Origin of the sequence: Streptomyces sp. NPDC048018 (assembly GCF_043202995.1) — a bacterium.
In the GTDB taxonomy this organism is placed as follows: domain Bacteria; phylum Actinomycetota; class Actinomycetes; order Streptomycetales; family Streptomycetaceae; genus Streptomyces.
The window spans coordinates 1,131,743-1,152,867 of record NZ_JBIDBK010000002.1 but is presented as its reverse complement, the minus strand read 5'-3'; the positions used below and the strand labels follow the sequence as shown (position 1 = coordinate 1,152,867).

General features: G+C 74.4%; 20 protein-coding genes and 1 tRNA gene. 18 read left to right on the top strand and 3 right to left on the bottom strand.

From position 1 onward, the window contains the following. Window positions 1–179: 179 nt before the first annotated feature. The 5 genes from ACGF1Z_RS11000 (at window position 180) to ACGF1Z_RS10980 (ending at window position 5,152) form a co-directional block, all read left to right on the top strand. Window positions 180–704 carry a winged helix-turn-helix transcriptional regulator gene (locus ACGF1Z_RS11000; protein ID WP_393002242.1) on the top strand — a complete coding sequence of 175 codons (525 nt, stop codon included), beginning with the start codon at window positions 180–182 and terminating at the stop codon, window positions 702–704. A gap of 383 nt (window positions 705–1,087) precedes the next feature. Beyond that, entirely contained in the window at window positions 1,088–1,390 is a 303-nt protein-coding gene (locus ACGF1Z_RS10995) for a DUF6412 domain-containing protein (RefSeq protein WP_393002240.1), read from the top strand. Between the two features lie 178 nt (window positions 1,391–1,568). Continuing rightward, complete coding sequence (locus tag ACGF1Z_RS10990) at window positions 1,569–2,294, top strand: YidC/Oxa1 family membrane protein insertase (RefSeq protein WP_393002238.1); 726 nt, start codon at window positions 1,569–1,571, stop codon at window positions 2,292–2,294. Between the two features lie 317 nt (window positions 2,295–2,611). Next, the gene (locus tag ACGF1Z_RS10985) at window positions 2,612–3,469 is read left to right on the top strand and encodes a fumarylacetoacetate hydrolase family protein (protein ID WP_393002236.1); all 858 of its coding nucleotides are present in this window, start codon (window positions 2,612–2,614) and stop codon (window positions 3,467–3,469) included. A 165-nt stretch (window positions 3,470–3,634) separates the two neighbouring features. Further along, a complete protein-coding gene (locus ACGF1Z_RS10980; protein ID WP_393002234.1) occupies window positions 3,635–5,152 on the top strand; it encodes a choice-of-anchor A family protein in 1,518 nt (505 codons plus the stop codon). Window positions 5,153–5,217: 65 nt separating this feature from the next. Here the strand turns inward: ACGF1Z_RS10980 and ACGF1Z_RS10975 are convergent, their stop codons facing one another. Both ACGF1Z_RS10975 and ACGF1Z_RS10970 read right to left on the bottom strand, forming a co-directional pair. Beyond that, window positions 5,218–5,733 (bottom strand): heme-degrading domain-containing protein, encoded by a 516-nt coding sequence (locus tag ACGF1Z_RS10975; RefSeq protein WP_393002232.1) that lies wholly within the window; start codon window positions 5,731–5,733, stop codon window positions 5,218–5,220. Window positions 5,734–5,819: 86 nt separating this feature from the next. Further along, window positions 5,820–6,899, bottom strand: coding sequence for a Gfo/Idh/MocA family oxidoreductase (locus ACGF1Z_RS10970; protein WP_393002230.1), 1,080 nt, complete (start codon window positions 6,897–6,899; stop codon window positions 5,820–5,822). Between the two features lie 56 nt (window positions 6,900–6,955). Here ACGF1Z_RS10970 and ACGF1Z_RS10965 point away from each other — a divergent pair, with 56 nt between their 5' ends. The 12 genes from ACGF1Z_RS10965 to ACGF1Z_RS10910 all read left to right on the top strand — a co-directional run bounded on the left by ACGF1Z_RS10965 (window position 6,956) and on the right by ACGF1Z_RS10910 (window position 19,127). Next, entirely contained in the window at window positions 6,956–8,413 is a 1,458-nt protein-coding gene (locus tag ACGF1Z_RS10965) for an ROK family protein (RefSeq protein WP_393002228.1), read from the top strand. Between the two features lie 125 nt (window positions 8,414–8,538). Further along, entirely contained in the window at window positions 8,539–9,609 is a 1,071-nt protein-coding gene (locus ACGF1Z_RS10960; protein ID WP_393002226.1) for a hypothetical protein, read from the top strand. Window positions 9,610–9,980: 371 nt separating this feature from the next. Further along, window positions 9,981–10,709: a GntR family transcriptional regulator gene (locus ACGF1Z_RS10955; protein ID WP_393002473.1), complete on the top strand. Its 729-nt coding sequence runs from the start codon at window positions 9,981–9,983 to the stop codon at window positions 10,707–10,709. Window positions 10,710–10,857: 148 nt separating this feature from the next. Further along, window positions 10,858–11,979 (top strand): TIGR03364 family FAD-dependent oxidoreductase, encoded by a 1,122-nt coding sequence (locus tag ACGF1Z_RS10950; protein ID WP_393002224.1) that lies wholly within the window; start codon window positions 10,858–10,860, stop codon window positions 11,977–11,979. Between the two features lie 5 nt (window positions 11,980–11,984). Beyond that, window positions 11,985–12,686 (top strand): phosphonatase-like hydrolase, encoded by a 702-nt coding sequence (locus tag ACGF1Z_RS10945; protein WP_393002222.1) that lies wholly within the window; start codon window positions 11,985–11,987, stop codon window positions 12,684–12,686. Continuing rightward, window positions 12,683–13,750, top strand: a complete 1,068-nt coding sequence (locus tag ACGF1Z_RS10940; RefSeq protein WP_393002220.1) for an ABC transporter ATP-binding protein — start codon at window positions 12,683–12,685, stop codon at window positions 13,748–13,750. Before ACGF1Z_RS10945 ends, ACGF1Z_RS10940 begins: the two co-directional genes overlap by 4 nt. Further along, a complete protein-coding gene (locus ACGF1Z_RS10935; protein ID WP_393002218.1) occupies window positions 13,743–14,708 on the top strand; it encodes a 2-aminoethylphosphonate ABC transporter permease subunit in 966 nt (321 codons plus the stop codon). The genes ACGF1Z_RS10940 and ACGF1Z_RS10935 overlap by 8 nt, the downstream gene beginning before the upstream one ends. After that, window positions 14,695–15,498 (top strand): ABC transporter permease, encoded by an 804-nt coding sequence (locus tag ACGF1Z_RS10930; RefSeq protein WP_393002216.1) that lies wholly within the window; start codon window positions 14,695–14,697, stop codon window positions 15,496–15,498. Before ACGF1Z_RS10935 ends, ACGF1Z_RS10930 begins: the two co-directional genes overlap by 14 nt. Before the next feature lie 40 nt (window positions 15,499–15,538). After that, window positions 15,539–16,606, top strand: a complete 1,068-nt coding sequence (locus ACGF1Z_RS10925) for a 2-aminoethylphosphonate ABC transporter substrate-binding protein (RefSeq protein ID WP_393002214.1) — start codon at window positions 15,539–15,541, stop codon at window positions 16,604–16,606. A gap of 419 nt (window positions 16,607–17,025) precedes the next feature. Next, a complete protein-coding gene (locus ACGF1Z_RS10920) occupies window positions 17,026–17,805 on the top strand; it encodes an HAD-IIA family hydrolase (RefSeq protein ID WP_393002212.1) in 780 nt (259 codons plus the stop codon). Window positions 17,806–17,889: 84 nt separating this feature from the next. Next, entirely contained in the window at window positions 17,890–18,477 is a 588-nt protein-coding gene (locus ACGF1Z_RS10915) for a hypothetical protein (RefSeq protein ID WP_393002210.1), read from the top strand. A gap of 5 nt (window positions 18,478–18,482) precedes the next feature. Beyond that, window positions 18,483–19,127, top strand: coding sequence for a class F sortase (locus ACGF1Z_RS10910; RefSeq protein WP_393002208.1), 645 nt, complete (start codon window positions 18,483–18,485; stop codon window positions 19,125–19,127). 221 nt (window positions 19,128–19,348) lie between these two features. On the opposite strand, the gene ACGF1Z_RS10905 is transcribed toward ACGF1Z_RS10910, so the two are convergent. Beyond that, window positions 19,349–19,422, bottom strand: a tRNA-Lys gene (locus ACGF1Z_RS10905). Between the two features lie 182 nt (window positions 19,423–19,604). On the opposite strand from ACGF1Z_RS10905, the gene ACGF1Z_RS10900 reads away from it, so the two are divergent. Beyond that, window positions 19,605–20,957, top strand: a complete 1,353-nt coding sequence (locus ACGF1Z_RS10900) for a peptidoglycan-binding protein (RefSeq protein WP_393002206.1) — start codon at window positions 19,605–19,607, stop codon at window positions 20,955–20,957. Window positions 20,958–21,125 lie beyond the last annotated feature (168 nt).

Genomic DNA, 21,125 nt, shown 5'->3' with positions numbered 1-21,125 from the left:
CTCGGGGAGTGGGTGCGGACAGGGCAGGCGCTCGGGACTGGGTGCGGCCAGGGCAGACGCTCGGGACTGGGTGCGGCCAGGGCAGGCCTCGGGGATAGGTTCGGTGAATGAACCTTCAGCGTGTCCCACCGTAGCACCGTAGGTTCATTCATTGAACCCGGTTCGCTACACTCGGTCCCATGGCTCTCGGCAAGGACTACGCCACCCAGCAGTGCTCCATCGCCCGCGCCCTCGAGGTCGTCGGCGAGCGCTGGACCCTTCTCGTCGTGCGCGACGCCTTCTACGGCGTGCGCCGCTACAGCGACTTCCTCGCCCACCTCGGCGCCCCCCGCGCCGTGCTGGCGGCCCGCCTCCAGGCCCTCGTGGACGCCGGGGTGCTCGACAGGCGGCGCTACCAGGAATCGCCGCCGCGCGACGAGTACGTCCTCACCGAACGCGGCATCGGCCTGTGGCCCGTCCTGCGCTCGCTCGGGCTGTGGGGGCGCGAGGCGCTGCCCGGGGTCGTACCCATGCGCCACTTCCACCACGTCGACTGCGGCACCGAGGTCGGACCCTACGGCGAGTGCCCGGCCTGCCGGATCCCCGTGCACCCCGCCGACATCGAGATGCGGCCCGGCGCCGGGCTCGACCCCGACCCCGCCGACCCGGTCGGCCGCGCACTGCTCGCCCCGCGCCGCCTCCTCGTTCCCCTGGACCTTTCCTGACGCACCGGGCGGCCTCCTCGTTCCCCTGGACCTCTCCTGACGCACCGGGCGGCCGGGACGTCCCCGACATCGCCGGGCAGCCCGACGTGGGCCCGCCGGGGGTAGCCGACGTGGGCATGCCCGAGTAGCCCGGGGCGGGCGGGCACGGGGCGGCCCGGGGTGGGGATCTCCGCGGCCCCGGGGCGGGCGTGTCCGGGGCTGCCCCGGGAGGGCATCCCCGGGCATCCCCCGTGGCCCCAGCGCGGGCATGCCCGGGGTAGCCCCAGGCGGGGATCCCGGGGCCCCGGGGAGGGGTCTCATCGGCCGGCTTTCCCTGCCGCCGGAACTCTTCCCGCCCGGATCCCGTCGTGTATAACGGATGAGATCCGTGAAAGGAGGATGAGATGGTCAAGGACCTGGCCCTGCGCGTCATCGCGCCGCTTCTCGTCCTCCTCGCGCTCGCCGATCTGCTGCTGTCCGACGGTTCGAGCGGCGCCGGTCTCTCCGCCGCCTTCGCCGTCGCCGCGGCCGGTGTCCTCTGCGCCCTCATCGGCGCCCGCACCGCCCTTCCCGTGCCGCCCACCCGGGTGCGCACCGCCCTGCGCGACCGCGCCCGGCGCACCGCCTTCCTGCCGCAACGCGATCCCGACGCCCAGGGTCGCCGCAGGCCCCGAGCGCCCGGGCGTCCCCTCCTGACGGCCGCGTAAGGGCACGCACCGGCTCGCCGTACGGCGGGCACCGCTGCTCGTCGTGGAGGACCCCGCCGACCCGCTGCACAGCGGGCGGGACCCGCCGCACGAGCACGCACCCACCCCTCCCTTCGCGGTTCCGTCCTGCCGACACCCCCTTCTCTTCCGGCACGACGAGACCCCACGGAGGGCTCCCATGTCCGTCTTCGCATCCCTGGTCGAGCAACTCGCCGACCTGCTCCACCCGCTCTTCGCCACTGCCTCCACGGCCGCCGCGATCGTCCTCTTCACGGTGGGCGTACGGCTCGCGGTCCACCCCCTCTCCCGCGCCGCCGCCCGTGGCCAGAAGGCCCGTACCCGGCTCGCTCCCCAGCTCGCCGAGCTGCGCAAGAGGCACGCCAAGAACCCCGAGCGGCTGCAGAAGGCCGTCCTGGCGCTGCACGCGGAGGAGAAGGTCTCGCCGTTCGCCGGCTGCCTGCCCAGCCTGCTCCAGGCGCCCGCCTTCTTCCTGATGTTCCACCTCTTCTCCAGCGGACGGATGGCCGGGCACAGCCTCTTCGCCGCGCCCCTCGGCGACCACTACGCCGACGCCCTCTCCCACGGCGGCGTCCTCGGCCCCGCCGGCCTGGTCTACCTCGTGCTCTTCGCGATCGTCGCCGCCGTCGCCACGTACAACTTCGTGCGCACCAAGCGTCAGCAGGCCGTCGCCCCGGCCGTCGACCCCGGGCAGCCCGGTGCCGCGCTCGCCGCGGGCATGGCCCGCCACCTCCCGCTGCTCTCCTTCGCGACCCTGATCTCGGTCGCCGTCGTGCCGCTGGCCGCCGCGCTCTACGTCGTCACCAGCACCACCTGGAGCGCCGTCGAGCGCGCCTTCCTCTACCGGGACATGCCCGCCGCCGGGGCCCTCGCGCCGAGCGTCTAGGGCGATACGGCCCTACGGCGAGGCCCTGGCCCTACGGCGACCGGGGCCCTACGGCGACCGGGGCGGTACGGCGGTAGTGGCGGTACGGCGGTACTTCGGGCACGGCGATCGGAGCGGTACGGCGGGCACGCCGGTCACGGCGAGCGGGGCAGGGCGCCCGGCCGGTTACCCGCGCGTAAGGGTCCAGGGTGTGAACGGGGTCTTGCAGAGTGACCCGTTCTCTTGGAGGATCGACCAATCCTCCGATGGCCGCACTCCATCGGCCGGGGCTCGTCACGGCCCGCTCCCCGGGCCACCTCGACCACTAGGAGAAGACCATGAAGCTGCTGCGTGTCGGCCCGGCGGGGGCCGAGCGGCCTGCCCTCCTCGACGAGGACGGAACCCTGCGCGACCTGTCCGCCGTGGTCGACGACATCGACGGCGCCCTGCTCGCCGACGGTGCCGCGCTCGACCGCGTACGTGCCGCGCTCGGCGCGGGCGTGCTGCCCGCCCTCGATCCGGCCGGGCTGCGGGTCGGCCCGCCCGTCGGCCGGATCGGCAAGGTCGTGTGCATCGGGCTGAACTACCACGGTCACGCCGCCGAGGTCGGAGCGGCGATCCCGGAGGAGCCCGTCGTCTTCCTCAAGGCCGCCGACACCGTCGTCGGCCCCGACGACACCGTGCTCGTGCCCCGTGGCTCGGTGAAGACCGACTGGGAGGTCGAGCTCGCCATTGTCATCGGCCGCACCGCCCGCTACCTGGAGACCGACGAGGAGGCGCTCGCCCACGTCGCCGGCTATGCCGTCGCCCACGACGTCTCCGAGCGCGAGTTCCAGATCGAGCGCGGCGGCACCTGGGACAAGGGCAAGAACTGCGAGACCTTCAACCCGCTGGGCCCGTGGCTCGTCACCGCCGACGAGGTGCCGGACCCGCAGGACCTCGGTCTGCGGCTGTGGGTCAACGGCGAGCTGAAGCAGGACGGCCACACCTCCGACCAGATCTTCAGGGTCGCGGAGGTCGTCCGCTACGTCAGCCGGTTCATGACCCTCCACCCCGGCGACATCATCAACACCGGCACGCCCGCCGGCGTCGCCATGGGACAGCCGGAGCCCAAGCCGTACCTGCGCCCCGGTGACGTCGTCGAGCTGGAGGTCGAGGGCCTGGGCCGCCAGCGCCAGGAGCTCAAGAGCGCGTGAGCCGGTCACGTAGGTGATCCGGCGGCTTCGATGCGGGGCTCAGCCCCGTACGTGACCGGGTCCGCGTCGCCGAGGGGCCCGTGCGTGAGTCGTTCGGGCGACGCCCCACGCGCCCTCGCGCGTGGGGCGTCGCCTTGGGGACTGGCGTTCTGCATATTGCCGCATATGCGCGCACATGTAAGGAATCATCACCATCGGACGGGCGTCGGGGTGGTGGCCGCGGGCGCCGCCGGTGCCGCCGTGCTCGTCGGCACCCTCGCCACCTCCGCCTTCGCCGCCCCGCTCCCCGGCGGTCTCGGCCCGTGTCTGCCGGGCAGTTGCCCGTCCCCGTACCCCGACGTCAACAACAGCTCCGCCGCCGGCCGTGACAACAACGTCAACGTCTTCGTCGGCGGTGACCTCCTCGTGCGCGAGGCGGCAGCCGAGACCGAGGGCAGGGTCGTGGTCCTCGGGAACGTCGACATCGGCAAGCGCGCGGCCGCCTCACAGGTCTACAACGTCGGTGTCGCGGGCGTCGGTTCGCGCGTCCCGCCCGACAGCGGCTCCGACTTCCTCACCGTCGGCGGGAACGTCACCGTCGCCACGGGGCAGCGCCTGCTCGCCGAGGAGGGGACGGTCCACGGGGTCGTACGGTACGGGGGCACGCTCGGCGGCGCCGTGAGCCCACGGCCCGTCGCCGACGCCGGGGCGGCCGAGTCGTACAAGGGCCTGCGGGAGAAACTGACCGCCGCCGGCCGCTGCTACGCCTATCCGCAGGGCAGGCCGCGCACGGCGACCGGCACGGCCGTGAACCGGGGTCACGAGACGGTGTTCACCGGCGACGGGAAGTCCGCGCTCCAGGTGTTCACCGTCGACTTCGACCTGCAGTCGGCGAACGGCGGTGCGCAGGGACTGAGGTTCGTCGGCGTTCCGGCCGACGCGACCGTCCTCGTCAACGTCGTCGGCGCGAAGCGGACCGTGGACACGTACGTGAACGGCTTCCGGGGCGGGCTGCGCGAGCGTCTGCTGTGGAACTTCCCCGACGCGACGGACCTGCTCTTCGAGGGCGGCGCGCAGTTCGAGGGCAGTGTGCTGGTCGCCGACCCGGCGAGCACGGCCAAGGTGACGATGCCCGGCATGAACGGGCGCTTCTACACGAGCGGTTCGCTCGTCCACGCGTCGGCGGTGGGAGGGGGAGGCGGCCAGGAGATCCACAACTACCCGTTCGACGGCGACCTGCCCGACTGCGACGAGGACGCGCCCGACCCGTCACCCACCGCCGCCACCCTTGCGCCGACACCCGGCCCGACGGAGACCGGCGACGACGGCAAGCCGCCGACCACGACGGGCGGTCACTCCGGCGGAGCCTCCGACGGCCGAGCCACGGGGGGAGCGGCCACCGACGGTGCCACCGAGGGCGCCTCCGAGGGCGGGACGAGCGACGGCGGGATCACCGACGGGGGCGCGACGGACGGCGGTGCCATGGACGGCGGCGCGGCGGACGGTGGCGGGGACTCGGCCGGCCACGCCGTCGAGGGCGGGGCCGGCGGTGGTGGGCACACCGCCGGTCACACCATCGGCGGCGAACTCTCCGACACCGGCTCCGGATCCGCCGCCACCAAGGCCGTGATGGGCGCCCTGGCCCTCGCCCTCACCGCCGCCGGCGGCGTGCTCGTGGCGGTCGCCCGCCGCAGGGGCCGCTGACACCGGGCGAGCCGTCGACGCGCCGGAGGCCTACGCGTGCGGGTCCGGCGCGTACGACCGGGGGCCTACGCGTGCGGGCCCGGCGCGTACGAGTCGAGCAGGCGCTCCAGGCCGAGGACGACCATCGCGTGGTCCTCGGCCTGGGGGAGCCCCGAGACCGTGACCGAGCCGATGACCCCCGCACCCTCGACCGCGATCGGGAACGAGCCGCCGTGCGCGGCGAAGAGGTCCGGGTCGAGGCGCGAGGAGGCCTCGAAGGTCGTGCCCTTGGCGCGGCAGCGGGCGCCGACGAGGAACGAGCTCACGCCGTACCGTTCCACCACCCGCCGCTTCCGGTCGATCCAGGCGTCGTTGTCCGCGCTCGACCCGGGCAGGGCGCAGTGGAAGAGCTGCTGGGCGCCGCGCCGGACGTCGATCGCGACGGGGGCCCGCCGCTCGCGTGCGAGTCCGACCAGGATCGTGCCGAGCGTCCAGGCGTCCTCGTAGGTGAAGCGGGGCAGCACCAGACGGGCCTCCTGGGCCGTCAGCTCCTCGACGGAACCGGCGAGCGGCGCGGACCCGGCGGAAGGGGCCGTGCCCACGGACCCCGGCGTGCCCGCGGGACCCGTGGGACCCGAGGGGCTCATGGGACCTGAGGGGCTTGTGGGGCCCGTCGGGCTCTCGGGGCTCACAAGGTCACCGCCACGCCCTCGCGGGCGGACTTCTTCGCCGCCTCCAGGACGTCGAGCGCGGCGGCGGCCTCGTACGCGGACACCGGGTTCTCACCGGCGCCGCGGAGGGCGGCGGCGACGGCCGCGTAGTAGGCGGGGTAGGCGCCCGGGAGGGTCTCGACGAGGGTGCCGCCGCCGGTCAGTGGGGACTCGCCGGAGCCGAGCCGGCCCCACAGCTCCTCCGCCTCGACGCCCCAGGCGGTGCCGGGCTCCGGGCGCAGGCCGTCGCGGAGAGCGGCCTCCTGGGGGTCGAGGCCGTACTTCACGTAGCCGGCGTGCTGCCCCAGGACCCGGAAGCGGGGGCCGAGCTGGGCGGTGGTGGCGCTCATCCAGAGGTGGGAGCGGACGCCGCCGGCGTGGGTGATCGCGACGAAGGTGTCGTCGTCGGCCTCGGCGCCGGGGCGGCGCACGTCGGACTCGGCGTACACGCGGACGGCCGGGCCGAAGAGGACCAGGGCCTGGTCGACGACATGGCTCCCGAGGTCGTAGAGCAGCCCGCCGATCTCCTCGGGGGCGCCCGACTCGCGCCAGCCGCCCTTGAGCTGCGGCCGCCAGCGCTCGAAGCGGGACTCGTAGCGCTGCACCTCACCGAGGGCGCCGTCGGCGATCAGGGCGCGCAGCGTGCGGAAGTCGTTGTCCCAGCGGCGGTTCTGGAAGACGGAGAGCAGCAGTCCGCGCTCGTCGGCGAGGGCGGCGAGCGCGCGGGCCTCGGCGGCGGTGCCCGCCAGCGGCTTGTCGACGACGACGGGGAGGCCGGCCCGCAGGGCGGCGGTGGCGACCGGGACGTGGGTCTTGTTGGGGGAGGCGACCACGACCAGGTCGAGCTCGTCCGCCTTCGCGAGGAGTTCCTCCGGGGAGGCGGCCACGCGTACGCCGGGGTGCTCGGCGCGGGCCTGCGCGGCCCGCTCGGGGTTGCCGGTGGAGACCGTGTCGAGGACGAGGTCGGGGGAGGCGGCGATCAGCGGGGCGTGGAAGACGGAGCCGGCGAGGCCGTAGCCGACGAGCCCGACGCGGAGCGGGGAGGTGGGGGAGCTCATGCCCACCACTTTGGCAACGCTGTTGCCGAAGTGCAAGCGACGGGCACAATGGGTGGGTGAACAGGGACAACGGAGGCGTCGTGGCCGGGGCCAACCTGCCGGCGCTGCGCAGCCACAACGCGGCACTGGTGCTCGACCTGCTGCGCACGGCGGGGGAGGGCGGCATCAGCCGCCTCGAACTGGCGGAGCGCACCGGCCTCACCCCGCAGGCGGTCAGCAAGATCACCGCACGCCTGCGGGCCGAGGGCCTCGCGGCCGACGCGGGCCGGCGCGCCTCCACGGGCGGCAAGCCGGCGACCGTCCTCCGGCTCGTCCCGGCGGCCGCGTACGCCGTCGGCCTCCACCTCGACCGCGACGAACTCACCGCCGTCCTCCTCGACCTCGCCGGCGCCCGCGTCGCGGTCCGGCGCGTCCCGCTGGACCTGGGTGCGGGCGCGGAGGCGGTCCTCGCGGTGGCGACGGCGGAGGTGGCGGCGCTGACGGCCCCGTGGCCGCCGGCCGGTGCGGCCCCCGCCCCGCCCCCGGCCCCGGGCACCACCTCCGGCCCCGCTTCCGCCTCGTCCTCCGCCCCCGCTTCGGCCTCGCCGGCCGCGCCTGCCCCGTCCTCTGCTCCCGCCCCTGCCGTCGCCTCGTCTTCCATCCCGGCCTCGTCCTCCGCCCCGGCTCCCGCTTCGGCCCCCGACACCGACGTCGCTGCCCCCCACCTCCCGGCCCCCCACCTCCCTGCTCCCGCCTCCGCGGTCTCGCCCACCTCGGTGTCCGCCTCCGCCGCCACCTGCTCGCCCGCCGCCTCGGTGTCCGCGTCCGCCTCCTCGACCGCCCCGGCTCCTGCCTCCGACGCCGCGCCCCTCTCTTGTGTAGCCCCGGAGAACGCCCCCATGCCCGTGCTCGGTGTCGGGGTGGCGATGCCCGGGCCGCTGGACCACCGGAGCGGGGTGCCCGGCCGGGTCACCGGCTTTCCGGAGTGGGACGGGTTCCCGCTGCGCGAGGAGCTGGCGCGGCGGCTCGGGCTGCCGGTCGTGCTCGACAAGGACACCAACGCCGCCGCCCTCGGCCTCGCCCTGCGCCCCGACGCGCCGGACTCCTTCGCGTACGTCCACCTCGGTACGGGTCTGGGGGCCGGCCTCGTCCTCGGCGGCGCGGTGCTGCGCGGCGACAGGACGGGGGCCGGGGAGCTGGGGCACCAGACCGTGCAACTCGACGGGCCGCCCTGTGACTGCGGCGGCCGCGGCTGCCTGGAGGTGCTGTGCCTGACGGCCCTCGCGCGCGGCGACCGGGCGGAGGCCGCCCGGATCCTGGGGACCGGTGCGGCGAACCTGGTGCGCCTGCTCGACATCGACCGGGTGCTGCTCGGCGGCCGGGCCGTGCTCGCCGACCCGGAGGCGTACGTGCGCGGGGCCCGCGAGGTCCTGGCCGGCCTCGGCCTGCCGGCGGACGTCGGGGTCGCCGACGCGCCTTACGCCGTCGCCGAGGGAGCGGCCCGGCTGATCCTCGCTCCGATCTTCGGAAAATAGGCTGATCGGGCGGAACGTGCGGCGCGTTCGGCCGCCCCGGCCGCGTCACTCCCGGGGCCGCCCCGGCTGGCCTGGCAACGTCGCGGGCGCCCCGTACGTCCGCGAGCAGCAAAGGCACCGCCCCTATGCGACCGCGCAACGCCCTCGCCCTCGCCGCCCTCGTCACGGCCGCGACCACCACCGTCCCCGTGGTCCCCGACACCGCTCCGGCGGCCCAGGCGGCGGCGCCCGCCCAGGCGCCCGCGCCCTCCTGCGGCGCCGCCGACGCGCCCGCCTTCCCCCTCGCCACCCGGATCCACGACGGCCCCGCCGAATACCCGGCCGGCGGCGGCTTCCGGACCTGGTGGCTCGACCTCGTCAACACCACCAAGGAGCCCTGCCGGGACATCCATCCGGTGCTCGTGTTCACCGACCGCGACCGAGTGCTGAGCCCCGCGCAGATCCGGGCCGAGTTCTACGACGCCGACGCGCGGATCTGGCGGCCGGTCGTCTTCGAGGGGACGGACCGGGCCGAGAGCGTGGGCGTGTTCTCCAGTGGACCCACGGGCCCCGCAAGCTCCGCAGGCTCCGCAAGCCCTGCGAGCTCCCCCAGTTCTGCAGGCACCACGAGCCCCCACAGACCCACGGACCCCACGAGCCCTCCGAGCCCCACCGGCCCCACGACTCCCCTGAGCACCATCAGCCCTGCCGGGCCCACCAGTACCGCCGGAGTCAAGGACCGTCTCGACCCCGCCCCCACCCCCGGCCTCGGCATCGTCCCCGAAGCCACCGCGTCTTCCGTCCCCGACTTCCCCGGCTTCGCCGTGCCCGCCGGCCGGACGCTCACCGTTCCCGTGCGGCTCGCCTTCCGGGCCGACACCGCGCCCGACGAGGTCGTCGTCAACGCCGCCGTCGTCCAGCGCCGGGGCGACGACGGGGACTGGGTCGGCGAGTCCGGCGACTACCGGATCACGATCGTCCCGGCCGACCCGGCGGCCGAGCCCGACCCCCTGCCCGACCCCGTCGGCCCGAGCCCGCACCCCTCCGTGCCGGTCCGCCCCACCGCGCCCGGCACGGCGCCCACCCCCTTCTTCCCCGAACTCGCGCGTACGGGCCAGGACACCGTCCTCCGCCACACCGCCACCGCCGCGGCGCTGCTCACGACCGGCGTCGTCCTCGTCCTCCGCTACCGGGGCCGCCGCCGACGGCCCGCCTGAGGGCCGCCCGGCGGATCAAGGCCGTATCCCCACGGGACGAAGAGGGGCCGCGCCCCTGGCGCGCGCCCGACGAAAGGGCCGTGTCCGACGCCGCAGACAACAGCCCCCGTCCCCGCGGCCCGTCCCCCCCCCCCCCCCGGCACCCCCGCGGCCCGTCCGCCCCTTACCCCGCCCCCGTCAAACACCCCGCGGGCCACGCTCCGTACACCTTCCCGTTCACCCGCCTCTGCGACGATCAACGGGTGCAGAACGACGATCAGCGGGTGCAGAACGTGGAGAACCACAGCAGTCCCCGGCACGGCGGCCCCCGACCCGGCAGTCCCCGACAGGACGGCCCCCCGCGGACCGGCCCCGGTCAGCCCGGCGCCCCCATCCGCTCCGGGATCCCCGAGCACGGGCGCATCCCGAAGTACTACGCCGTGAAGGCGAAGGTCGCCGTGCTCATCGACGAGCTGGGCGAGGGCGGTCTGCTGCCCACGGAGCGGGACCTGGCGGTGCGTTACGAGGTGTCGCGGGAGACCGTCCGGCAGGCGCTGCGCGAGCTGCTCCTGGAGGGCCGGCTCCGCCGCCGGGGACGGGGCACCGTGGTCGCCGGGCCCAAGCTGGAGCAGCCGCTCTCGCTCGCCAGCTACACCGAGGGCGTGCGCCGCCAGGGCCGCCGGCCCGGCCGTGCGCTCATCTCGCTCGACCGCTTCCCCTGCCCGGAGGCCCTCGCCCCCGAGGTCGGCGTCGAACGCGGTGCGCCCGTCTGGCACATGGAGCGCGTCCTGCTCGCCGACGACGAGCGGGTCGGCCTGGAGAGCACGTACGTCTCCGAGGCGCGCGCCCCCGGTCTGGACACGGACTTCGATCCGGACTCGTCCTTCTACGCGTACCTCCACGACCGGCTCGGCATCTCCTTCGGCGATGCCGACGAGCGGATCGAGACCGTGCTCGCGACGCCACGCGAGGCGCTGCTGGTCGGCACCCCGCCCGCGCTGCCCATGCTGCTGATCCACCGGGTCTCGCGGGACACCGCGGGCCGTCCCCTGGAGCGCGTCCGCACCCTCTACCGCGGCGACCGGTTCAGCTTCACCGCGCACCTGGGGCGCCAGGACTGAGGCCAGGGGCGGCCGCTCTCATCAGCCGGCAGCTCGCATGAAAAGGTCACGAGAAGGTAACGGGTCTGGTCCGAATTTGTCGGGCCGTTCACCGCCCCGTCGCCGTCCCGACCGGCCCGGGTCACCCGTCGCCCCGACCGTGAACGGCATGAAGGTGATCGTCGTAGGAGCCGGCGTGGTGGGAACCATGCACGCCTGGCAGGCGGTCGAACGCGGCCATGAGGTCGTCCACATCGAGCGCGAGGCCGAGGCGCGCGGGGCGTCGCTCCGCAACTTCGGCCAGATATGGGTCAGCGGACGCGCGGGCGGGGAGGAGCTCGACACCGCCCTGCGCGCCCGCGAACTCTGGGAGGGCATCGGCGCGCGCGTCCCCAAGCTCGGCTTCCGGGCCATCGGGTCGCTGACCCCGGTGCGCGGCGCGCTCGAACTCGGCGTCGCCGAGGCCGCGCTGGCCCGCCCCGACGCGGCCGCCCGCGGCTACGAGCTGCTCACGCCCGCCGAGGCCCGGGAGGTCAACCCGGCGCTCCGGGGCGCGTTCGACGCCGCCCTGTGGTGCGAGCGCGACGCGGCCGTCGAGCCCCGGCCCGCCCAACTCGCCCTCCGCGAGGCCCTCCTGGCCTCCGGTCGCTACACCTTCCGGCCCGGGCGGGAGGTGCGCGAGGTCGTGGGGGAGAACGCCGTCCGTGACGACCACGGTGACACCCACACCGGCGACGCGGTCGTCCTCTGCCCGGGCGCCTGGCTCTCGGGGCTGGTCCGCGAGGTCGCCGGCGAGGTCCCGGTCCGCCGGGTCCGCCTCCAGATGATGCAGACCGATCCGCTCGGCGAAGCCCTCACCACCTCCGTCGCCGACGCCGACTCCTTCCGCTACTACCCCGCCTACCGGTCGCCCGCCCTCGACGCCCTCGCCGCAGGCCAGGCACAGGACCCGACCGCCGCCGCCCACCGGATGCAGCTGCTGATGGTGCAGCGCCTCGACGGCGGGCTGACCATCGGCGACACCCACGAGTACGAGCACCCCTTCGCCTTCGACACCGTCGAAGACCCCTACGAGCACCTCACGCGCGTGGTCGAGTCCTTCCTCGGCCGCCCGCTGCCGCGCGTCCGCCGCCGCTGGGCCGGCGTGTACGCGCAGTGCACCGACACCACCCGGGTCGTCCACCGCCAGCAGGTGCGGGACGGCGTGTGGCTGGTGACCGGACCCGGCGGACGCGGCATGACCTGCTCGCCCGCCATAGCCGAGACCACCGCGAACGAACTGGGCTGGTGAAGAGCATGAGCAAGCAGCGCAACAACCTGATCGTCCTGGACATGGCCGGCACCACCGTCGCCGACGGCGGTCTCGTCGAGCAGGCCTTCACCGCGGCCGCCGAGCGCCTCGGCGAGGACCCGTCCACGATGATCGACCACGTCCGCGCCACCATGGGCGAGTCCAAGATCTCCGTCTTCCGGCACCTCTTCGGCGGCGACGAGGCCCGTGCCCGCCAGGCCAACCTGGCCTTCGAGGCGGCCTACGGCGAGCTGGTCGCCGACGGCCGGATCGCCGCCGTCCCCGGCGCCGCCGAGGCCATCGCCGAGCTGACGGCCCAGGGCCGGACGGTCGTCCTCACCACCGGATTCGCCCGGGCCACCCAGGACGCCATCCTCGACGCGCTCGGCTGGCGTGAGCTCGTCGCGCTCACCCTCTGTCCGGCCGACGCGGGCGGCCGCGGCCGCCCGTACCCCGACATGGTGCTCGCCGCCTTCCTGCGCACCGGCGCCGTCGACGACGTCCGCCGGACCGTGGTCGCCGGCGACACCTCGTACGACATGCTCAGCGGCGTCCGCGCCGGCGCCGGGATCGTGGCCGGCGTCCTCACCGGTGCCCACGACGCGACCGCGCTCGGCGAGCACGGCGCCACCCGTGTCCTGCCCTCGGTCGCCGAACTCCCCGCCCTCGTGCGGGAGTACGAGGAGCGCGAGGAGCGCGCGGGATGAGCAGCGCCACCAGCGGCATCCGCTTCGACGGCGTCTCCGTCGCCTACCACGGCACCACCGTCCTCGACTCCCTCGACCTGACCGTCGAGCCCGGCGAGGTCATGGCCCTGCTCGGGCCCTCGGGCTCCGGCAAGACCACCGCCCTGCGGGCCGTCGCCGGGTTCGTCCGGCCGGTGGCCGGCCGGGTGTTCATCGGCGACCGCGACGTCACCGAACTCCCCCCGTACCAGCGGGGGATCGGCATGGTCGTCCAGCAGTACGCCCTCTTCCCGCACCTGCGCGTGAAGGACAACGTGGCCTTCGGCCTGAAGGCGCAGAAGGCACCGAAGGCCGAGATCCCCGGCCGGGTCGCCGAGGCCCTGGAGATGACCGGGATGGCGGCCTACGCCGAGCGCCACCCGCGTGAGCTCTCCGGCGGCCAGCAGCAGCGCGTCGCCATCGCCCGCGCACTCGCCATCCGCCCGAAGGTCCTGCTGCTGGACGAGCCGCTGTCCGCGCTCGACGCCCAGCTGCGCTCCGGGATGCTCACCGAACTCGCCCGGCTGCACCGCGAACTGCCGGACGTCTCCATGCTGTACGTCACCCACGACCAGGTCGAGGCGCTCACCCTCGCCGACCGGATCGCGGTCATGGACCGGGCCCGCCTCCGGGACTGCGGCACCCCGCAGGAGCTGTACCGGCGGCCGCGCACCGAGTTCACCGCCTCCTTCGTCGGCAACGCCAACCTGCTGCCGGTGACGGTCGGCACCGGCGGCGTCAGCCTCGGCGGCGTCGCCCTGGACGTGCCGGTCGCCGACGGTGCCGTGCCCGGCGCCGGCGCCACCCTGTGCGTGCGCCCCCATCTCGTCGGCCTCGGACCCGGCCCCAACGCCCTCACCGGCCGGATCGCCGAGGTCCAGTGGCGTGGCGCGACGCACCGGCTGTACGTCGACGTCGGCTCCGGTCTCCGGGTGAAGGCGGACGTCCGCGAGCTGCGCGAGACGCCCGCCCTGGGGGACGAGGTCACCTTGCACTTCGCCCGGGAGGACGCGGTGCTGCTGGCCGCGGGGGTGAACGGTGGCTAGCCGCGGCCTGGTCGAGGCCGGGCCGGGCCGGGGCGCTCCTCCCGGTCCCGGCGCGGCACCCCCCGACGGCGGGCGCCCCCGCCGCACGGCCCCCCGCCCGCCCGCGGCCGCGAAGGACCGGGGCGCCCGCGGCCTGCTCTGGGCCGCACCCCCCGTCCTCGCGCTCGCCGTCGTCTTCCTCTATCCCCTCGCCCTCGTCGTCCGCGAGTCCCTCGCCCCCGGCGCGTACGCGCAGGTCTTCGCCTCGGCCTCGTTCCGCGACGCGCTCGTCACCACCGTGTGGCTGGCCGCGGCGGCCACCGCCGGCTGCCTCGTCCTCGGCTTCGTGCTCGCGCTCGTCGTCGCGTTCGTGCCGTTCCCCGGCGGCCGGGCGGTGGCGAAGTCCGTCGACGTGTTCCTGTCCTTCCCGTCCTTCCTGATCACGCTCGCCCTGCTGTTCCTGTACGGCACGGTCGGCATGGCCAACGGGCTGTGGACGGACGTCACCGGCGCGGACGCCGGACCCTTCCGGTTCCTCACCACCCCCTGGGGCGTCCTGCTCGCCGAGATCACGTACTTCACCCCCTTCGTGATGCGGCCCCTGCTGGCGGCCTTCTCCCAGCTGGACACCGCCCAGCTGGAGGTGGCCTCCTCGCTCGGCGCCCGGCCGCTGCGGATCGTGCGGCAGGTGATCCTGCCCGAGGCGCTGCCCGCGCTCGCCGCCGGCGGCAGCCTCGTCCTGGTCATGTGCCTGAACGAGTTCGGGATCGTGCTCTTCACGGGGGCCAAGGGCGTCACGACCCTGCCGATGCTCGTCTACGGCAAGGCCATCCTCGAGTCCGACTACGCCGCGGCCTGCGTCGTCGCCGTCGTCAACGTGCTGATCTCCGTGGGGCTCTACGGCCTCTACCGGATGCTCGTGGCCCGGTCCGGCGGTGCCGGGGCGGGCCGGGAAGGAGGCCGCCGTGCTGGTGCATAGCCGAGCCGGACGCCGCTGCGCCTGGGCCCTGTTCGCGGTCCTCTTCGTCCCGCTCTTCGCCCTGCCGCTCCTTGTCATCCTCGTCGCCTCGTTCTCCAGCCACTGGTCCGGCGCCTTCCCCTCCGGACCGACCACCGCCCACTACGCCGCCGCCGTGCGCGGGGAGTCGCTGCAGGCGCTCACCACCAGCCTGGTCACCGCGCTCACCGCGAGCCTGCTCGCGCTGGCCGCCGGGACCTGGGCCGCGCTCGCCGCCGCGGCGATGCGCGCGCGGAGCATCGGACGCAAGGTCATGGACGCGCTGTTCGTGCTGCCCGTGGCGGTGCCGTCCGTGGTCGTCGGGCTCGCCGTCCTGGTCGCGTACTCGCAGCCCCCGCTGCTCCTGAACGGCACCCGCTGGATCGTGATCCTCGCGCACACCATCCTCGTCACGGCGTTCGCCTACCAGTCGGTGTCGGCCGCCGCCCTGCGTCTCGACCCGATGTACGAGCAGGCGGCGGCCGGCCTCGGCGCCCGGCCCTCGTACGTCCTGCTCCGGGTGCGGCTGCCGCTCCTGCTGCCGTCGCTGAACGCGGCGGCGGGGCTCTGCTTCGCCCTCTCCATGGGCGAGCTGAGCGCCACGATGATGCTCTACCCGCCGGACTGGCTGCCGCTGCCCGTGCTCATCTTCACGGCCACCGACCGCGGTTCGCTCTTCACCGGCTCGGCCCTCGCCGTGGTCCTCATGGCGGCGACGCTGCTCGTCCTGCTCGCCGTCTCCCGTGTCCGCACCAAAGCCTCCTACCGCTGAGACCCCTCCCCCCCCCGTATCGCCAGGAGAGAACGACGCCATGCGCATCAAGCCCCGTCACCTCAAGCCGGTCACCGCCCTCGCCGGCAGCCTCGCCCTCGCCGCCGCCCTCACCGCCTGCGGCGGCTCCACCGCCGCCGCCGAGGAGAAGGTCGTCACCGTCTACAGCGCCGACGGCCTCAAGGGCGAGGCGGGCGACGGCTGGTACGACAAGGTCTTCGAGGACTTCGAGAAGCAGACCGGCATCAAGGTCGAGTACGTCGAGGGCGGCTCCGGCGAGATGGTGCAGCGCGCCGCCCGCGAGAAGAACAACACCCAGGCCGACCTGCTCGTCACCCTGCCGCCGTTCATCCAGCAGGCCGATGCCAAGGGGCTCCTCCAGGCGTACACGCCGAAGGACGCCGCCATGGTCGGCGGTGCCGACAAGGCCGACGACGGCACGTGGATCTCCGTCGTCAACAACTACTTCGGCTTCGTCCACAACAGGAAGGAGCTGCCGACCGCGCCCACCACGTGGGAGCAGCTGCTCGACGGCAGGTTCGAGAACAAGGTGCAGTACTCCACCCCCGGCGTGGCGGGCGACGGCACCGCCGTGCTCATCAAGGCCATGCACGACTTCGGCGGCAAGGAGCCGGCGATGGAGTACCTGAAGAAGCTCCAGGCCAACAACGTCGGCCCGTCCTCCTCCACCTCCAAGCTGGCCCCCAAGGTCGACAAGGGCGAGATCCTCGTCGCCAACGGCGACGTCCAGATGAACTTCGCGCAGGCCAGGTCCATGCCGAACCTCGCCATCTGGTTCCCCGCGAAGGAGGGCGCCCGGCCCACCACCTTCGCCCTGCCCTACGCCGCCGGCCTGGTGAAGGGCGCCCCGCACAGCGAGAACGGCAGGAAGCTGCTCGACTTCATGCTCGGCGAGCAGGCGCAGCGCGAGGTCAGCTCGGTCGGCGGCGGCTTCTCCGTCCGCAGGGACGTCAAGCCCACCGACGCCGACGCCGTCGAGCTCGGCAAGCTGATGACCGGCGTCGAGGTCTTCGAGCCGGACTGGTCGGACATCGCCACGAACCTGACGGCGTACGTGGACGCCTGGAAGTCCGCGACCGGCAGCTGAGGGCTCACCGCACGTCCCCGTCGCCGCCCCGAAGCGCAGCGGAAGCATAACGGGTACGGACCCAGGGCCAACGCCCCCGAGGAATCAGGGGCGTTGGCGTGCCCCGCGCGCCCAGGTCCTCGCCTCCTCCAACGGCGCGGCACGCCGACCGTGGTCAGGAGTCGCACGGCGGACGTCGTCCCGCGGCCGCCGTCCGTCACGGTCGCCGTCCCGGCCGGGGGCGCGAACGCCGGCTTCCGCTTCCGTCGCACCGGATCCGGCAACCGGTACCGGGTGGTGATCGACGGGGTCCGGGGCAGCCCTTCCTGACCTAGGCTGGGGGCGTCGCCACAGCGCTGTCGCGTCGCCCCCAGCACACCGCACGTGGTGTACGGCAGTCGTACACGCACGGCACTCGCACGGCAGGAGTCCCGCACCCCATGGCAGAGCGCAAGCCGATCGAATCCTGGCTCACCGACATGGACGGCGTCCTCATCCACGAGGGCGTGCCGATCCCCGGCGCCGACGCGTTCATCACGAAGCTGCGGGACACCGGGAAGCCCTTCCTGGTCCTCACCAACAACTCGATCTACACCGCGCGCGACCTCCACGCCCGGCTGGCCCGCATGGGCCTCCAGGTCCCCGTCGAGAACATCTGGACCTCGGCGCTCGCCACCGCCAAGTTCCTCGACGACCAGCGCCCCGGCGGCACCGCGTACGTCATCGGCGAGGCCGGCCTCACCACCGCGCTGCACGACATCGGCTACGTCCTCACCGACCACGACCCCGACTACGTGGTCCTCGGCGAGACCCGCACCTACTCCTTCGAGGCCATGACCAAGGCGGTCCGGCTCATCAACGCCGGCGCCCGCTTCATCTGCACCAACCCCGACGAGACCGGCCCCTCGCTGGAGGGCCCGCTGCCCGCCACCGGGTCGGTCGCCGCGCTGATCACCAAGGCGACCGGCAAGGAGCCGTACTTCGCCGGCAAGCCGAACCCGCTGATGATGCGCACCGGCCTGAACGCGATCGGCGCCCACTCCGAGTCCAGCGCCATGATCGGCGACCGGATGGACACCGACATCCTGGCCGGCCTGGAGGCGGGCATGCAGACCTTCCTGGTGCTCACCGGCCTGACCACGCAGGCGGAGATCGACCGCTTCCCGTTCCGCCCGTCGAAGATCGTGAAGTCGATCGCGGATCTCGTCGACCGGATCTGACCTCGCCGGCGAGGCCCCCGGTCGGCCCTCCGGGGATGCGGACCGGACCGAACCGGGTGACCCTGCCAGTACCAGGAGGTCACCATGCGTTCAGGTCCCATCGCTCTCCGTGCCGCAGGAGCGGCCGTGGTGCTGGTGCTCGCGCCCACGGCGGGCACCGCCCTCGCCCACGACGGAGTGCGGGTCACCGTCAGCCCGTCCACCGCCGCGCCCGGCGCCGACGTCGACGTCCGTGTCACCGGCTGCAAGGGCACCACCGGCGCCGCCAGGTCCCAGGCCTTCGCCGCGGACGCCGAGCTCACCGGGCGGGGCGGCGGGAAGGGCGCGCTGTCCGGCGCCGCGACGGTCAAGCACGGACTCGAGAGCGGCACGTACCGGGTCAGCGTGACCTGTGACGGCCACGACCACCACGACGCCGGCAGCGTCCAGGTCAGGCACCACGAGGAGCCGACCCACCGGCCCACCCACCACCCGTCCCCGATCGCCCCGGTCCACGCGGGCGGCGGTGGCGCGGCCGCCTTCGCCGCCCCGGCCGCGCCCGGCGTCGCGCAGACGGCCGACGCGGCGGGTCTCGGCACCCCGTACACCCTCCTGGGCCTCGGCCTGGCCGCGGTCGCCGCGGTCGCCGTCGCCTTCCGCAGCGCCCGACGCCGCGGTACGGGCACGGACTGACCCGGATGACGTCCGGCCGGGCGCTGACCGGGACGGCCTGGGCGGTCCTGTTCCTCGGCCTGTGGCTCTGGGGCGGCGACGCGGTCGAGGGGCCCGTCGGCGGCTCGGCCCCGACGACCGGCGACATCGCCGCCGTCGGCCGCCCGCCCGGCGCCCCGCTGCCCCCGGCCCGCACCCCGCTGGCCCCCGTCGAGCCGCGCCGCGTCGCGATCCCCTCGCTCGGGATTTCCGCGCCGGTCGTGTCCCGCGGCCTCGACGCGGACGGGGCGATCGAACCGCCCCCGTACGAGATGCCGCACACCGTCGGCTGGTACGGCGCCGGCGTCCGGCCGGGCGCCCCCGGGCCCGCCCTGCTCGTCGGCCACGTCGACACCGAGACCCGCCCCGCCGTCTTCTACGGCCTGAGCGCGGCCCGGCCCGGTGCGACGGTCGCCGTGACCCGATCGGACGGAAGCGTCGCGGAATTCACGATCGACGACGTCCAGGTCCATCCGAGAGCGGGCTTCGACGCCCGCAAGGCCTACGGTCCGCACGTCCCGGACCGGGCGGAGCTGCGCCTGATCACGTGTGGGGGCACCTTCGACCGGGAGAGCGGGACGTACTCGGCGAACGTGGTGGTGTCGGCCTACCTCACGGGGACCCGGGGCTGACGCAGGCGGGGCGGCGCGGCCGGCGGGCACGCCGGAGACCGGGGGCCGGCCGACGGGGCGGAAGACGCCGGCCGCCGGCCGGCCCGGTCCTCGACCGCGGGCTCACGGACCGCGGGAGGAGCCCGGAGCCGCCGCGGGAGGTCGGGTCCCGCTCACTGTAGAGGAGAACGGGCAAACGACCGAGGCCCTTCACCATCCGGTGAAGGGCCTCGGTCTTCGCGTGCGCCGCCAGGGACTCGAACCCCGGACCCGCTGATTAAGAGTCAGCTGCTCTAACCAACTGAGCTAGCGGCGCCTGCTGACAGAGATAACTCTACAGGACGCCTGACCGTGCTCTTGACCATTTACGGTCCGCCCGGCCTGTCGGATGGTCGTATCGTGCCTTCGATCCGTCAAAATGCGATATGTCCGGACAGTTGAGACACTGACGCCCGTGCAGGAGCGCCAGAAGATCTTGACGAGTGTGGAGGGGAACCCATGACTGTGCCGGTCTTCGAAGAGATCGAGCCCGCGGCCGATTGCGGCTGCGCGGGCTGCGCCCGGCAGCGGCGCGACCTCGCGCTGGGTCTCCCCGTACGCGCGGGAGGCCACCGGTCGGCGCACGGCGCCCGCCGGGCGCTGGTCCTGGTGACGGCGGCGGGGGTGGTCCTGGGCGGGGGAGCGGGGGCCGCCGGCGCGCGGGCGGGGGACGCGGCGGAGATCACCGACGGCGGCACTGTCCCCGCGGACCCGGACGCGGACACCCCTCAGGGCGACCGCGGTCCGCTGCACGGCGGCGCTCTCGGGCCGGGCGCACCGCCGTCCCCGGGCGCGGCCCCGACGACCAGTCAGATCTCGCTCCCGTCCCTGCGGAAGACGACCCGGACCGAGATCGTCAACCGGGCGAAGACCTGGGTCACCGCGGGAGTCCCGTACTCGATGGAGCGGTACTGGAGCGACGGCTACCGCCAGGACTGCTCCGGCTACATCTCGATGGCCTGGAACCTCCCCAGCAACGAGTGGACCGGCAGCCTCGACCGCTTCGCCGACCGGATCGACCGGGCCGACCTGCAGCCCGGCGACATCCTCCTCTTCCACAACCCGGCCGACCCGACGCGCGGCTCGCACGTGACGATCTTCGGAGGGTGGACGGACTACACCCACGCCTCGTACACCGCCTACGAGCAGACGAAGCCCCGCGCGCGGAAGCAGGCGACACCGCTCGCGTACTGGGCGAACTCCGACCGCTACGTGGCCTACCGCTACAAGGGCGTGGTCAGCGGCGGCAGCACGGGAGGCGGCGCGTCGGGCACGCCGACGGCGACGCCCTTCCCGGGGGCGGCGATGTTCGGCCCCGGCGCGAACAACGCGTACATCACGCAGCTCGGGAAGCTGCTGGTCGCACGGGGCGGCAAGAGCTTCTACACCCAGGGCCCCGGGCCGCGCTGGGGCGAGGCGGACCGCCGTGCGACCCAGGCCTTCCAGCAGGCCCAGGGCTGGAAGGGCGGCGCGGCCGACGGTCTGCCCGGCCCGCGGACCTGGGCGCTGCTCGTCTCCGGCCAGGGCCGGGACATCGGCGGTTCGAGTGGTTCGGGCGGGTCGAGCGCAACTGCGAACGGGTTCCCCGGGCGTGGCTACTTCCGTCCGGGCCAATCCAACGCATATGTGGAGAAGCTGGGCAAACAACTGGTGAAGCGGGGCTACGGCAGGCACTACGTGTCGGGCCCCGGTCCGCGGTGGACGGAGGCGGACCGCCGCAACGTCGAGGCCTTCCAGCAGGCCCAGGGCTGGCGCGGCGGCGCGGCCGACGGCTACCCGGGTCCGGAGACCTGGCGGCGCTTGTTCCGATGACCCCGAGAACATGAGGTGGACCGAATGACGGCATCGACCCCGAACCCCCCGGACTCCGGCGCGGCCGCCAGCCGGGACGCGGCCCGCACGGCCCGCCGCCTGACCGACGGCCGGCTACGGCCGACCGGGCCTCCGGGTGGCACGGGTCCGTCCGACGCCGGTCCGGGG